This is a genomic window from Lentzea sp. NPDC005914 (assembly GCF_040629405.1).
Classification (GTDB): Bacteria; Actinomycetota; Actinomycetes; order Mycobacteriales; family Pseudonocardiaceae; genus Lentzea.
This window is the reverse complement of sequence record NZ_JBEXVQ010000016.1, coordinates 20,431-33,671: the sequence shown is the minus strand read 5'-3', so window position 1 is coordinate 33,671 and position 13,241 is coordinate 20,431. Positions and strand designations below refer to the sequence as shown.

The 13,241-nt window shown below is 66.7% G+C and carries 13 protein-coding genes and 1 pseudogene; 8 read left to right on the top strand and 6 right to left on the bottom strand.

Features of this window, described 5'->3' with window-relative positions:
* Positions 1-46: 46 nt before the first annotated feature.
* Positions 47-721 carry a fibronectin type III domain-containing protein gene (locus tag ABZ345_RS22995; protein ID WP_359852153.1) on the bottom strand — a complete coding sequence of 225 codons (675 nt, stop codon included), beginning with the start codon at positions 719-721 and terminating at the stop codon, positions 47-49.
* On the bottom strand, positions 718-1,320 hold the full coding sequence (locus ABZ345_RS22990) for a hypothetical protein (RefSeq protein ID WP_359852150.1): 603 nt from the start codon (positions 1,318-1,320) through the stop codon (positions 718-720). Before ABZ345_RS22990 ends, ABZ345_RS22995 begins: the two co-directional genes overlap by 4 nt.
* Before the next feature lie 80 nt (positions 1,321-1,400).
* Between ABZ345_RS22990 and ABZ345_RS22985 the strand changes: the two genes are divergently transcribed.
* Positions 1,401-2,288, top strand: a complete 888-nt coding sequence (locus ABZ345_RS22985; protein ID WP_359852147.1) for a LysR substrate-binding domain-containing protein — start codon at positions 1,401-1,403, stop codon at positions 2,286-2,288.
* Here ABZ345_RS22985 and ABZ345_RS22980 read toward each other — a convergent pair.
* Positions 2,191-3,054 carry an EamA family transporter gene (locus ABZ345_RS22980; RefSeq protein WP_359852144.1) on the bottom strand — a complete coding sequence of 288 codons (864 nt, stop codon included), beginning with the start codon at positions 3,052-3,054 and terminating at the stop codon, positions 2,191-2,193. The two genes, ABZ345_RS22985 and ABZ345_RS22980, sit on opposite strands and share 98 nt — an antisense overlap.
* A 93-nt stretch (positions 3,055-3,147) precedes the next feature.
* On the opposite strand from ABZ345_RS22980, the gene ABZ345_RS22975 reads away from it, so the two are divergent.
* A complete protein-coding gene (locus ABZ345_RS22975) occupies positions 3,148-4,056 on the top strand; it encodes an RluA family pseudouridine synthase (RefSeq protein WP_359852141.1) in 909 nt (302 codons plus the stop codon).
* Here ABZ345_RS22975 and ABZ345_RS22970 read toward each other — a convergent pair.
* Complete coding sequence (locus ABZ345_RS22970; RefSeq protein WP_359852138.1) at positions 4,051-4,944, bottom strand: phosphotransferase; 894 nt, start codon at positions 4,942-4,944, stop codon at positions 4,051-4,053. The genes ABZ345_RS22975 and ABZ345_RS22970 overlap by 6 nt on opposite strands.
* Before the next feature lie 83 nt (positions 4,945-5,027).
* Here ABZ345_RS22970 and ABZ345_RS22965 point away from each other — a divergent pair, with 83 nt between their 5' ends.
* Entirely contained in the window at positions 5,028-5,705 is a 678-nt protein-coding gene (locus tag ABZ345_RS22965; RefSeq protein WP_359852135.1) for an alpha/beta hydrolase, read from the top strand.
* Here ABZ345_RS22965 and ABZ345_RS22960 read toward each other — a convergent pair.
* Positions 5,692-8,901 carry a GH92 family glycosyl hydrolase gene (locus tag ABZ345_RS22960; RefSeq protein ID WP_359852132.1) on the bottom strand — a complete coding sequence of 1,070 codons (3,210 nt, stop codon included), beginning with the start codon at positions 8,899-8,901 and terminating at the stop codon, positions 5,692-5,694. The genes ABZ345_RS22965 and ABZ345_RS22960 overlap by 14 nt on opposite strands.
* Before the next feature lie 52 nt (positions 8,902-8,953).
* On the opposite strand from ABZ345_RS22960, the gene ABZ345_RS22955 reads away from it, so the two are divergent.
* On the top strand, positions 8,954-10,216 hold the full coding sequence (locus ABZ345_RS22955) for a BNR-4 repeat-containing protein (protein ID WP_359852130.1): 1,263 nt from the start codon (positions 8,954-8,956) through the stop codon (positions 10,214-10,216).
* On the opposite strand, the gene ABZ345_RS22950 is transcribed toward ABZ345_RS22955, so the two are convergent.
* The gene (locus ABZ345_RS22950) at positions 10,213-10,647 is read right to left on the bottom strand and encodes a hypothetical protein (RefSeq protein ID WP_359852127.1); all 435 of its coding nucleotides are present in this window, start codon (positions 10,645-10,647) and stop codon (positions 10,213-10,215) included. The genes ABZ345_RS22955 and ABZ345_RS22950 overlap by 4 nt on opposite strands.
* A 57-nt stretch (positions 10,648-10,704) precedes the next feature.
* Between ABZ345_RS22950 and ABZ345_RS22945 the strand changes: the two genes are divergently transcribed.
* The 4 genes and pseudogenes from ABZ345_RS22945 to ABZ345_RS22930 form a co-directional block, all read left to right on the top strand.
* Positions 10,705-11,088, top strand: coding sequence for a VOC family protein (locus ABZ345_RS22945; protein WP_359852125.1), 384 nt, complete (start codon positions 10,705-10,707; stop codon positions 11,086-11,088).
* A 98-nt stretch (positions 11,089-11,186) separates the two neighbouring features.
* Positions 11,187-11,882, top strand: coding sequence for a chitinase (locus ABZ345_RS22940; protein WP_359852122.1), 696 nt, complete (start codon positions 11,187-11,189; stop codon positions 11,880-11,882).
* Between the two features lie 110 nt (positions 11,883-11,992).
* Entirely contained in the window at positions 11,993-12,679 is a 687-nt protein-coding gene (locus tag ABZ345_RS22935) for a chitinase (protein ID WP_359852120.1), read from the top strand.
* 166 nt (positions 12,680-12,845) lie between these two features.
* A pseudogene (locus ABZ345_RS22930) lies at positions 12,846-13,241 on the top strand (chitinase); the annotation flags it as partial.

Here is a 13,241-nt window from a genome sequence, read left to right as displayed (position 1 = left end):
GCGGCGTTACTCGTCGCCGCGAGCGCGTGGAGTGCCAGACACGCCCTCAGGCCTTCCCCGTCTTCTGATGTGTCAGGTTCGACGGTGATCCGAACCGGAAGGGCCGCACCCGACAGGTCGCGGTTTTCTCGTCTGGGAGTGTGATCAGCCCGAACGAGGTGACGTCCGGATCGAGCTGTGCCGCGACGCGGTAGTCCGCCGCGCCCTCGGCCTTGAGCTCGATCAGGTAGCCCTCCTCGTCGGACGCGTGGTCCTCCCACGTGAACAGGATCCCGTTGGCGTGCTTGACCTCCGCCTTCAGGTTCCCCGGCACGGCCTCCGGTGACGACACCGGATGCGTGCCGCCTCCAGTTTTGACCGGCTCCGCCCAGTTGTGCCCGTCGGACTCCGGCACCTCGTCACCCGGCGGCAGCGCGATGTCCACAGTGGCCGAAGCGGGCCCGCTGTACGGCCGGACCCGGTAGTAGAACTGGGTTTCCGGGATCAGGTCCGGGTGCTGGTAGGAGTTCTTCGCCGGGGGCGCGAACTCCAGCGCCACGTAGTCGCCGTCGGCGGCGTTCGCGTACTCGACGACCTGCCCGGCCGCTCCCGCCTCCGGACGCCAGTGCAGCGTCACGTCGGTCGGCGAGGTCAGCTCGGACGTCAGCACGGGGTCCCGCTGTTCCTGGCCGCAGGCAGCCAGGAACAGCAGGAGCACCACCAGTGTCGTGCGTCGGCTCACTTGCGCCAGAACTTGATGTCGCTCCACACGACCGTCGCCGGGCCCTGGCCGCTCCCGGTCCGGTACGCGCCGAACTTGTCGTAGAAGTTCCCGCCGGAGCTCGACACCTCGTGCTTCTTCGAGCCGTTGATGTAGGTCCGGTGAGTGCTGCCCACGACGTGCACGGTGTTCACGCGCACGGTCGTGCCGACGGTCGCTCCGGTCGCGATGGTGTTGCCACCGTGCACCGCGTACAACCGGCCGCCGCGTTCCACGGCGAGCATGAAGTACGGACCCGCGCCGGGGTCGTCCTTGAACGTCTGCTTGAGACTGATCCTGGTGCCTCCGAGACTCGTGATCCGGAAGCTGCCCTCGAACTGTCGCGTGCCGCCCGTGTAAGTGGCGTACCGGCGCTCGGCACGCTGATCGCCGGAACCCGTCGAGCAGGTGAGCTGGAACGTGAGGTCGCTGACCTTGCCGCACCCGCGCTGCTGAACGTTGAACGACGGCGAGTAGCTGGTCCACGGACCGGATTCGACCTGAGCCTGTGCGGGCGAACCCGACACGAGCAGACCGGTCGCCAGCGCGAACCCCGCGACGATGCGGAGTCGTTTGGACATACCGATACCTCCTCAAGACGTGCTGATGTCAGCACGTTTTCTCAGGGGGCGGTAACGGCAGCGTAGCCGATAATGATCTGATGTTCGACCTCCATCGTCTGCGACTGCTGCGTGAACTTTCCCAAAGGGGGACGCTCGCCGCAGTCGCCCAGGCGCTGAACTACAGCCCGTCGTCGGTGTCGCAGCAGCTGTCGTTGCTCGAGACCGAGGTCGGCGTGCCGTTGCTGGAGCCCGTCGGAAGGCGAGTGAAGCTCACTCCCCAGGCCGAGATTCTGGTGCGGCACACCGAAGAGGTGCTGACGAGGCTCGAGCAGGCCGAGTCGGAGGTCGCCGCGTCGCTGCACGAGATCACCGGGACGTTGCGGGTCGCGACGTTCCAGACCGCGGCGCTCGCGTTGATCCCGGCGACGTTGGCACGCATGAGAGATGAGCATCCGTCGCTTCGGATCGAGTTCCAGGTCCTCGACCCCGCGGAAGCGCTTTCCGGCTTGAACGCCCGCGACTTCGACCTCGTCTTCCTGGAGGAGTGGCCGGACCAGCCCGAGCCCAGGTTTCCCGGTCTCGAGTACCGGGAGCTGTGCCGGGACCCGATCCGGCTGGCCGTCCCACGTGGACTGCCGATCGCCGAGGCCGGCGCGTTCCCGTGGATCATGGAGACCATCGGCATGCCGCAGCGGACCTTCAACACGAACTGGTGCCGCCGTCAGGGTTACGAGCCGGACGTGCGGTTCGCCTCGATCGACGTGCTGGTGAAGCTGCGGTTCGTGGAACGCGGCCTCGCGGTCGCGCTGCTGCCCGACCTGGTCTGGTACGACCGCGAGGTGACCGTCGACCTGCACGAACTGCCGGTGCCGCAGTCCCGGCTGCTGTTCACTGCGGCACGGGCAGGACGAGGTCAGCATCCCGCTGTGCGGGCGTTTCGCGAGGCCCTGGCGCTTTCCGCAGCGCTGCTCCAACCCCCGCGGTGATCACCAACGCCATGGCGCACAACGAGATCACGCTCAGGTGCTGCCCGAGCAACACCGCGCCGGCCAGTGCGGCGGCCGCGGGTTCGAGCGCGAGCACGACGCCGAACGTGCTGGCCTGCAACGTCTTGAGCGCCCTGATCTCCAGCGTGTAGGGAATCGCGGACGCCAGCAACGCCACCAGCGTGCCCAGTATCAGGATCCTGGGCTCGAACAACGCGGTTCCTGCCGTCGACAGCCCGTACGGCAACGTGAGCGCCGCCGCGATCAGGCTGGCGCCCGCGAGCCCACCGGTGCCGAGCCCCGCCGTCGCGAGCTTGCGCCCGGCCAGCACGTAACAGGCCCAGAACGCCGCCGCGAACAACGCGAGCACCACACCGATCAGGTCCAGACGCGCGCCCGTGTACTCGCGCACGCCGAGAACGACCACACCGGCCAGCGCGAGCCCGACCCACACGAAGTCCCTCGCCCTGCGGCTCAGGATCGCCGCCAGCCCCAGCGGCCCGAGGAACTCGATCGTCACGGCCACGCCGAGCGGAATCCGGTCGAGCGCCAGGTAGAACGTGCCGTTCATGCCCGCCATGGTCAGGCCGAGCACGACGGTCTCCTGGCGGAACTTCGGTTTGGCGACGACCGCCAGCATCAGCGCCGCGATGCCGAGCCTCAGCGCCGTCGCGCCCGGTGCGCCGATCTGCCCGAACAGCTGACTGGCGAACGCCGCGCCGAACTGCAGCGAGATGACCGAACCGAGGACCAGGAAGACCGCCATGCGTTCAGCCTCGTTCGTCCAGTCCCTTCAGTACAGCGAATGTTTCCGAGCGATATCGTTCGGTTTTCCCGAACCTTTAGACTGGCTCGTGCAATGAGACGCAAACCCTCCTCCCCGCTCCCCCAGCGCAACGGCCTCGACGCCGCGCGCCTGAAGCTGCCGCCCGAAGGCGAGTGGCTCCTGCTGCGCGACCACCTCGTGGAACGCCTGCCCCGGGTGGATCCCTCCCGGATCGAGGAGATGCTGCTCGAGGAGCGCATCTGGGGCGTCTCCGGGCCGCTGGGCATCGACGCGCCGTTCGTGCCCGACACCTACATCTGGTTCCACCGCGACCTGCCCGTCGAGGTGCCCGTCCCGTTCGAGGTGGGCGTCGTCTACCAGGACGACGCCATCGTGGTGGCCGACAAGCCGCACTTCCTCGCCACGATCCCGCGGGGCCAGCACATCATGCAGACCGCCCTGGTCCGCCTGCGCGACTCGCTGGGCCTGCCCGACCTCTCCCCGGCCCATCGCCTGGACCGCGTCACGGCCGGGTTGGTGTTGTTCGTGGTGCGACGCGAGCTGCGCGGCAAGTACCAGACGATGTTCCGCGCCCGCCTGGTCACCAAGGAGTACGAGGCCATCGCCCCGTACTCACCTTCGTTGGACCTGCCTCGCGTGGTGCGCTCGCGGATCATCAAGGAACGCGGCATCATCACCGCCTTCGAGGCCGACGGCCCGCCGAACGCCGAGACTCACGTGTCCCTTGTGGAGCATCATGGCGGGCTGGGCCGCTACCACCTGAAGCCGCTGACCGGCCGCACCCACCAACTGCGCCTGCACATGTCCGGTCTGGGCGTGCCGATCGTGAACGACGACTTCTACCCGGAGCTGAAGGAACGCCCTCTGGACGACTTCTCCTCGCCCCTGCAACTCCTGGCGCGCACCTTGTCCTTTGTGGACCCAATATCGGGCGTAGAGCACACGTTCACCTCACGGCTGCGGCTCTCCGCCTGGTCATGAGACGTGCGTGCGCCTCGTCTTGATCCGCTGCCGCTTCCACACCCGGCTCATCTTCTCGTGCAACCGTTGCGCGAGCGCGCTCATCTCCGGATGAGTCTCCGTGAACGTCGCCACCACCCGCGCCCGGAACATCAATCTGCCGCGCGCCGTCGTGCTGTACCAGAACCAGTCCTCGTCGAGAACTCTGGCGAGGTAGTCGGTGCCGTCCCGCTCGGCCCGCTGCACCAACGCATCGCCCTGCACCAGCCACCGCACGCAAGCGTCCTCGAGCTCGCCCTTGCTGCCCCGTTCCCCGAAGTAGGCCTGCTCCGCCGCTTCTCGCAGCTCTCTCGGCGTCTCCGTCACGGTGGCGCACGTCGGGAACCCGATGCGCAGGTACACGAGCTCCGTCAGCCCGTCCCCCAGCGCCGCACCCTCGAGGTCGACGAACCGGGCGCCCTCGTCGGTGTACATGTCGTTGCCAGGGCACGGGTCGCCGTGCAGCAGGTCGAACTTCCCGGTGTCCTCGAAGGCGAGCTCCTCCTCGGCCTTCCCGATCTCGACGTCCATCGCCCGCACGAACCGCAGGAACGGCTCCGGATCCGGAATCTCCTGCCGCGGCAGCAGTCCGGCGTGCTCGGGGCCGGTGGCCATGTGCAGCTTGGCAAGGCCTCGCGCGTAGTCGACCACCCAGTCCTTCCCGGGCCGGTCTGATCGCAGCCGTTCCAGCACCACGGTCCTGGTGGCGTGGTCCACCTCGAGGATGCGCGGCACCACGCCGGTGTGCTCGGCCAGTCTCAGCGCGGTGATCTCTCGTTCGAACGCCTTCGGGTCGCCGATCACCTGCTTGATGATCCGCTCGCCGTCCCGCCAGACGTTGGACCGCTGACTGCTGCCCAGTTTCCTCACTCGACCATCCTCGCGCGTCACGCCTTCTGCTGTCCGCAGAACCACCCAGCCACCACACCCGCCACAAGGCAAGCTGGTGAGTCATGGACTTCGTGATGCTCCACGGCACCACCCAAACCCCGGCCTGCTGGCGCCCACTGCGGTCCATCCTCGAGCAACAGGGCCACCGCACCTTCGCGGCAGACCTCACCGACCAGCCGGGCTGGCAAGCCGAGGACTACGCCGAAGAAGTCCACCGCCAGTTCCCGGAAACCGACTCCCCCACCGTGATCGCCCACTCCGGCGGCGGACTCCTCGCACCAGCCACCGCGAAACGGCTCGACGCCGGCCACATCGTCTGGATCGGCGCCCTCATCCCGGACCTGACCGGCACCATGAGCATGATGGAAGAACTGGAAGACCACGGCGAAGAGATGTTCCCGCCCGAGTGGTTCCAGTGGTCGGGCGCCGACCTGCTGACAGACCAGGCCGTCAGCGCGTACTTCCTCTTCCACGACTGCGACCTCGAACAGCTGAAGTTCGCCCTCGGCACCCTCAGGCTCTTCCAGCCGCAAGGAGCGTTCACCCAACGCCACCACCACGACGACCTGCCGAAGCACACCGTGATCGTCCCCAGGCAGGACCGCGTCATCCGCCCGGAATGGATGTGCCGAGCCGCCCAAGAACGGCTCGGCACATCGGCGATCGAGATCGACGGCGATCACTGCCCGCACATTCCGCGCGCACAGGAGATCGCCGAGATCATCCTCAGGCGAGTGTGAGCGCGTAAAGCTGCACCCGCGGGTCGTCAGGCAACGTCACCGACCGGACGGTCCGAGAGGAATCCAGCCGCAAGGACTGACCGAACAGACGCACCGGCGGTCCGTCGACGCCCTGGCCCGCCTTGATCCGGTGAGGCATCTCCAGCACCGTCGGACCGCCGCCCGCCCAGTCCGGCACCGAGGCAGTGACCTCGGCCGAGGTGCCGTCGGTGTACCAGACGGTGAACGCGGTGGACACCGGCCCGTTGTAGGAGGCGCCGACAACGTGCAGCCAGGAGAACTGGCCGGAAGGCAGCAGCAGCCCCTGACCCCGGGCCTCGACGAAGTTCGCGACCGAACCGGAAGGATCGGGCGCCTGGTAGGTGATCCCGCCCCACGTCACCGGACCGGCAGCGGGCAGCAGAGCCGCGTCGTAGCTCCAGCCGCCGCCGTCGAAGTCGCCGGAAGCCGGATCAGCGACCGTCGCCGTGCCGTCGTGGTTGCGCTCCGGCCCAACGTCCACCGAACACGTCGAGAACGCGCACACCGCGGCCGGCTTCACCTCGATCACGGCCTTCACCGTCACGGAGTCGACGACCACCGAGACCTCGTAGGAACCAGCAGCGACACCCGCAGGCACCGTCACCGTCACCGGCACGGTCTTCTGCGTCGGCTGATGTCGCGACACGATGACGAACGGCCGAGCACCGCTCACCTTCCACCCCGCCGGCGCGGAAACCTCAGGCCGCACGGACACAGCGGAAGGCGACTGCGCCAGAACGTCCAGCTGCAACGTCAGCGACTGCGCGGCGTCCGAGGTCGGCATCACGATCTCGGAGTTCCGCAAGGACGCGGACACCGCCCGCCGCGAGTCCACGTTGCCGTCGTTCAACGACGGTGGCTCGTCGGAACGCCCGGTGCCCCACGACGAAGGCCGGGAAGACACCGAGTACGCCAGCTTTCCGCCGCGCTGCACCGAAGACCAGTCCAGCCACGTCTTGCGCACGTCCCGCCCGTTCAGCGAAGCGCTCTGCACATAGCGCGCGGAATCCGAGACACCCGGCGCCGACACCACCAGCGAGCCGCCCTGCGAACCGTACTGTCCGATTCGGACGGTCGCGGACGGGAACTGCGGTGTGGACAGGGCGAGGAAGTCCGAGCCGCTGAACGTCGGGTACAGGCCCAGCGACGAGAAGACGTACCAGGCCGACATCGTGCCCAGGTCGTCGTTACCGGTCATGCCGTCCGGGCCGGTCGTGAACAACGTCATCGCCGCGCGCACGACCGTCGCGGCCTTCCACGGCGTGCCCGTCCACAGGTACATGTACGGCGCGAGCAGGTCGGGCTCGTTGTTCGGGTTGTAGGTGGGCTTGCCGTAGTAGTCGTACGGCTCGGTGATCCAGTCGTGGCGTGCGGTACCGGCAGGATCGACGAGCAGCTTCTCGTAGGCGAAGAAGGAGTCCAGGCGCTTCTCGGACTCACGACGGCCGCCCATCAGCGACACCAGACCGGCCGGATCCTGCGGGACCAGCCACTGGTGCTGGTAGGCGCCGCCCTCGTGGAACTGGTGCGACGCGTCGACCGGGTTGTACGGCGTCAGCCAGGTGCCGGCCACCGTCCGCGGCCGGAAGTGGCCGATCGAGGCATCCCAGAGGTTCCGATACCACTGGCCGCGATCAGCGAACAGACGAGCATCGGAGCGATGGCCCAGACCGCGGGCCATCAACGCCAGCGAGGCATCGGCCGCCGAGTACTCCAGGGTGGCGGAAGCCGGATGCACGCAGTCGTTGTCGCCGCCCTTGTGCGCGCAGTCCGTCCCCAGCTTCAGGCCGGACGGGATGTAGCCGCGGGCGGAGTAGTACTCGACACCGGACCGACCGTTGTAGGGCGAGTCAGCAGGAGGCAACGACAGGGCGTTGGTGCGCATCAGTTGATACGCCTCTTCCTCGTGCCCGCGCAGTAACCCCTTCGACCAGGCCTCGACCAGGAACGGCGTGACCGGGTCACCCGTCATGATGTTGGTCTCGGACGACGCCAGAGCCCAGCGCGGCAACCATCCTCCGTCACGCCCACTGGCCACGACGGACAGTGCGACGTCACGAGCCACGCGCGGTTCCAGCATCTGCAGCAATTGGTTCTGTGGTCTGTACGTGTCCCACAGCGAGAAGTTCTGGTACGGCGTGTAGCCCGAAGCCGTCCGCACGCGACCGTCGAAACCCATGTACTTGCCGTCGACGTCACCGGCGAGGTTCGGGTGCAACACCGAGTGGTACAAAGCGGTGTAGAAGGCGACCTGACGATCGCGAGGCCCACCGGACACCCGCACGGCGTCCAGCTGCTTGCGCCACACCTCACGAGCGGCCGCGACCGTGCCGTCGAAGTCGAAGGCGGGAGCCTCCGCCGCGAGGTTCTTGCGAGCGCCTTCCAGCCCCGTGTAAGACAGGCCGATCTTCATCACCACGTCGCGGTCCGAAGTGGCGTCGAACGTGGCCCACGCGCCGTTGCCACCGGTTCCGGCAGCGTCCCGAGCACCAGGCGTGGGAACGCTCCCCCGCCACGAGCCGAACGCCGAGAACGGCCGGTCGAACGTCGCCGTGAAGTACACGGTGTGCTCGTCCTTGCCCGCACAGAACCGGCCGTTGCGCACCCGGCCCTCGATGGTCCGGTCACCGACGACGTGGATCTCCGAGTCGAGCACCGTCTGGTTCGAGCGCCCGGTGTTGAACAGGACGTTGGCCGCGGCGGAGGACGGGAACGTGTAGCGCTGCCACCCGGTGCGTTGAGTGGAGCTGAGCTCGGCGTTCACGCCGTAACGGGACAACCCGACGCGGTAGTAGCCGGGCTGCGCGGTCTCGTCCGAATGACTGAAAGCCGACTTGTAGGCGTTGATGTCAACGTTGTCGACGGACCCGACCGTCGGCATGACGGGCAGCTCGCCCATGACGCCGCAGCCCACGCCCGACAGGTGTGTCTGCGAGAACCCGTAGATGGAGGTGGCCTTGTAGTCGTACCCGCCCTGACCTCCCGTGTCAGGGCTGACCTGCACCATCCCGAACGGCACCGACGCACCGGGGAAGGTGTTGCCGAAGTTCTGCGTACCCACGAAGGGGTTCACCAGCGACGAGGGGTCTTCGTCCGCCTGTGCCGTTGAAGCGAGGGCGGCTTGCGCAGGAACTGTTAGACCCAGTAACAGCCCGGCTACAACCAGTGTCCGCATGGAGGCAGTATTGTCTGATCGTCGCCGCCCCGACACCCATCGGAGGTCGGCGATGCGAGCACTCGCCGCAGCGCTGTTGCTTCTCGTCGCATTCGCGCAACCAGCCCAGGCTGCCGCAACCCTCGACACCGTCACGACGGCGAGCGTCTACGGCTGCCTGAGGACCAACGGCGCGGGCGTGTACGACGCGACGGTCAACAAGACGTTCGTGACGTACTCGGGCACCAAGCACGACATCTACGTGAAGGCGTTCGACCACGCCGCGAACACGTGGTCGGCGGCGGTCAAGGTCGCCACGCTGAACCTGACGCACGACAACGCCTACCACGACTACCCGATCCTCACGCAGCTCGGCGACGGCAGGCTCGCGATCTTCCGCGCCACGCACACGAAGTCGCTGCAGTTCTACACCGCGCCCACGCCGCGTTCGATCACCGGCACGTGGACGGCGAAGACGATCTCCACCGACAAGAACACCTACCCCGAGCCGGTCGTCACGGGGAACACGATCCACCTGTTCTACAGCCACAACACGGACCTGTCGCACCCGTACCGCACGTACAAGATGATCAAGTCGACGGACAACGGCAAGACCTGGTCCGCGCCGAAGATGCTCATCGACTCCGGCCGCACCGCCGACAAGTACGCCGAGGTCTACGCGTTCGGCGTGACGCAGCGCAACGGCCGCGTGTACCTGACCTGGTCGATGCACGGCGGCCCCAAGGGCCACAACGGCGGCGGCAAGAACATCTACGTCGCCTACTTCGACACGGCGTCGAGCACGATGTTCACGGCCGGCGGCGCCACCCTCGGCAGCACCGTCGACGCGGCGGAACTCGACAAGACCCGTGTCGTGACAACGAATCCGCTGGACCTGCCCGCCGGCAAGGACCTGCCGGAGGAGAACCCGGTGACCGTGCCGCTCGACGACGGCTCGCTCGTACTGGGCTACGGCGTGCACACCAAGACGAGCGCCAAGATCGCGCTGTCGCGGTTCGCGGGTGGCACGTGGACGTCCACCACCGTCGACACCACGACGTCGTTGTTCAAGGACCTCGTGGCGACCGGCAACAGCGTCGACTTCTCCTACGCCACCGCGGACAGGAAGCGGTTGCTGGTCAAGTCGTGGACGCCTAGTGGGAGCGCGACCACCAAGCAGGACCTGGCGGTGCCGTTCTCGGCCGGCGCCGACACGACGTTCTACGCGAACTTCGTGGAGAACCGGCCGAGCGACCTGGTCGCGAACACGATCGACTACGAGACCCGCAAGACCAACCACACGGGCAAGTGGCCGGTCTTCTCGATCCGGAGCTAGCAGCGCTTACCGGTGTACTTGAAGTAGGTGTAGTCCTGCGCGACGCTCACCGAACCCCAGGCGGCAGTGCACTTGTCCAGCGTGTCGGTCGGCTTGCTCCACAACTCCTTCGGGTCGTAGGGGTTGCTCTTGCCGCCCTTGTGGTCGTTCGGCGTCGTGTCGGTCGCGCTGCTGTAGACGGCGACCGCGGTCTCGGTGATCCAGTGGTGACCCGAGTTGCGGAAGCTCTCCCACATGTAGACGTACGACCAGTTCGAGCCGCAACCCGCGAACTGCTTCACGGACGCGATGTTGTCGCCCTGGAACTTGATGTACGCGGTCGACCCGATCTGCGCGGCGCTCGAGCAGCCGGGCGGCGTCTCGGCGTTCGCGACACCGGGGAACACGAAGCCCAGCAGCACCACGGCGACGGCGATGATCCCTCTCTTCATGGGCCGATCATCGCCGTTCGCGCTGACAACTCCCTGACACCGGAGTAGGCAGGAGGTATGCCTGTACAGCTCAACCACACCATCGTCCACGCCACCGACCAGGAGCGCTCGGCCCGGTTCCTCACCGAGCTCCTCGGCCTGCCGGAGCCGGTCCGCTTCGGCCCGTTCCTCGTCGTCGAGGTCGCGAACGGCGTCTCGCTCGACTTCATGACCAGCAACGCCCCGATCCACAGCCAGCACTACGCCTTCCTGGTGACCGAGGACGAGTTCGACCAGATCTTCGGCAGGATCCAGGAGCGCGGCCTCGACTACTGGGCGGACCCGTTCCGCAGCCGGCACAAGGAGATCAACCACAACGACGGCGGCCGCGGCGTCTACTGGGACGACCCGGACGGGCACGCCCTGGAGATCATCACCAGGCCGTACGGCTCAGGAGACTAATGGTTTAGACCAAAGGTTCCCAGACCGGTTCCTCCGATGCTTTGGTGCCCTATGTAACGCAACGAGGGCGCGCGAGGCTTGAAGAGGAGTTGGTCGTCATGGCTACAAACCGTCTCGTGGCACTGGTCGTCGCCCTGCTGGGCGTGCTCACGTTCGCCCAGCCGGCGTCGGCCGCGCAGTTCGTGCTGACCCAGGCGCAGTTCAACCAGATGTTCCCGAGCAGGAACAGCTTCTACACCTACAGCGGCCTCACGTCCGCGATGAGCGCGTTCGGAGCGTTCGCGAACACCGGCAGCGACACGGTGAAAAAGCAGGAGCTCGCCGCGTTCCTCGCCAACGTCCACCACGAGAGCGGCGGCCTCGCGTACATCGTCGAGCAGGACACGTCCGTCTACTGGACCTACTGCGACTGGAGCCAGTCCTACGGTTGTCCCGCCGGACAGTCCGCCTACTACGGCCGCGGCCCGATCCAGCTGTCGTGGAACTTCAACTACAAGGCCGCCGGCGACTACATCGGGCAGGACCTGCTGAACAGCCCGAACCTCGTCGCCACCAACGCGACGACCGCCTGGAAGACCGCGCTCTGGTACTGGAACACCCAGACCGGACCGGGCACCACGACCCCGCACGCCGCCATGGTCAACCAGCGCGGGTTCGGTGAGACGATCCGCAGCATCAACGGCGCCAAGGAGTGCAACGGCGGCAACCCGGCCCAGGTGCAGAGCCGGGTCGCGAAGTACCAGGAGTTCGTCGGGATCTTCGGCGTCTCCGCGGGCGGCAACCTGTCCTGCTGACCGAAGTTCCGGTTTTAAAAGGTATAGACCATCTCTTGTGCTCGGAGTGTCGGCCCTGCCACCGTGGTGACACACAGTGGGCGCGCAGATGCTCTGAGGAGTTGGTCCCCATGTCCGGAACACGCGCCGCCGCCCTGATCGTCGCGCTGATCGGCGTCTTCACGCTCGTTCAGCCGGCGACGGCGGCGCCGTTCATCGTCACCGAGGCGCAGTTCAACAAGATGTTCCCGTCGCGGAACAGCTTCTACACCTACAGCGGCCTGAAGTCCGCGATGAACTCGTTCAGCTTCGCGAACCAGGGCAGTGACACGGTGAAGAAGCAGGAGTTCGCGGCGGCGATGGCGAACTTCTCCCACGAGACCGGCGGCCTCGTGTACATCAAGGAGATCAACCAGAACGGCGACTACTGCGACGAGACGAAGCCGTACGGCTGCCCGGCCGGAGCCAAGCAGTACTACGGCCGCGGCCCGATCCAGCTGTCGTGGAACTTCAACTACAAGGCCGCCGGCGACTACATCGGCCAGAACCTGCTGGGCAACCCGAACCTGGTGTCCTCCAACGCGACCATCGCGTGGCGGACCGCGCTCTGGTACTGGACGACGCAGACCGGCCCCGGTTCCATGACCCCGCACAACGCGATGGTCAACTCGCGCGGCTTCGGCGAGACGATCCGCAGCATCAACGGCTCGCTCGAGTGCAACGGCCGCAACCCCGCAGCGGTGAACAGCCGCGTGTCGAAGTACAAGCAGTTCACCGGGATCATCGGTGTGGCGCAGGGCGGCAACCTGTCCTGCTGACCTCTTGACAGAATAGGTCTAGACCCTTGACTGGTCTGGACCACTGGTGCCAATCTCAGCCTTGTTCACATCCTTGATTCCTAGGGCGCGCAGACTCCAGGAGTGGGTGACCTTGCTGAGAAAACGCATCTTGGCGTCTATCGCGGCAGGTGTGATGGCGGCTGCCATGGCCGTCATCGCACCGACCGCTTCCTCCCAGGCGGACGTGACCGCGCAGGCGTGCACGTACACCAACTGGGTCCAGGGCCAGTGGTACACCACGGGCTCGATCGTGAAGTTCGAAGGCAGCTACTACATCGCCGAGCACGACAATCCCGGTTACAGCCCAACGGTGTCCACGTGGTACTGGGATCCGACGAGCTGTGACGGTGGCGGAGGTGGTGGCGGCGGCACCTGCACGTACACCGACTGGGTGCAGGGTCAGTGGTACGCCACCGGCGCAATCGTGAAGTTCGAAGGCAACTTCTACATCGCCGAGCACGACAATCCCGGTTACAGCCCAACGGTGTCCACGTGGTACTGGGATCCGACGAGCTGTGACGGTGGCGGAGGTGGTGGCGGC

Coding starts and splice junctions, on each gene's coding strand:
- ABZ345_RS22990 (WP_359852150.1), bottom strand. CDS start 1,320: ATGTCCAAACGACTCCGCATCGTCGCGGGGTTCGCGCTGGCGACCGGT.
- ABZ345_RS22985 (WP_359852147.1), top strand. CDS start 1,401: ATGTTCGACCTCCATCGTCTGCGACTGCTGCGTGAACTTTCCCAAAGG.
- ABZ345_RS22980 (WP_359852144.1), bottom strand. CDS start 3,054: ATGGCGGTCTTCCTGGTCCTCGGTTCGGTCATCTCGCTGCAGTTCGGC.
- ABZ345_RS22975 (WP_359852141.1), top strand. CDS start 3,148: ATGAGACGCAAACCCTCCTCCCCGCTCCCCCAGCGCAACGGCCTCGAC.
- ABZ345_RS22965 (WP_359852135.1), top strand. CDS start 5,028: ATGGACTTCGTGATGCTCCACGGCACCACCCAAACCCCGGCCTGCTGG.
- ABZ345_RS22960 (WP_359852132.1), bottom strand. CDS start 8,901: ATGCGGACACTGGTTGTAGCCGGGCTGTTACTGGGTCTAACAGTTCCT.
- ABZ345_RS22955 (WP_359852130.1), top strand. CDS start 8,954: ATGCGAGCACTCGCCGCAGCGCTGTTGCTTCTCGTCGCATTCGCGCAA.
- ABZ345_RS22950 (WP_359852127.1), bottom strand. CDS start 10,647: ATGAAGAGAGGGATCATCGCCGTCGCCGTGGTGCTGCTGGGCTTCGTG.
- ABZ345_RS22945 (WP_359852125.1), top strand. CDS start 10,705: ATGCCTGTACAGCTCAACCACACCATCGTCCACGCCACCGACCAGGAG.
- ABZ345_RS22940 (WP_359852122.1), top strand. CDS start 11,187: ATGGCTACAAACCGTCTCGTGGCACTGGTCGTCGCCCTGCTGGGCGTG.
- ABZ345_RS22935 (WP_359852120.1), top strand. CDS start 11,993: ATGTCCGGAACACGCGCCGCCGCCCTGATCGTCGCGCTGATCGGCGTC.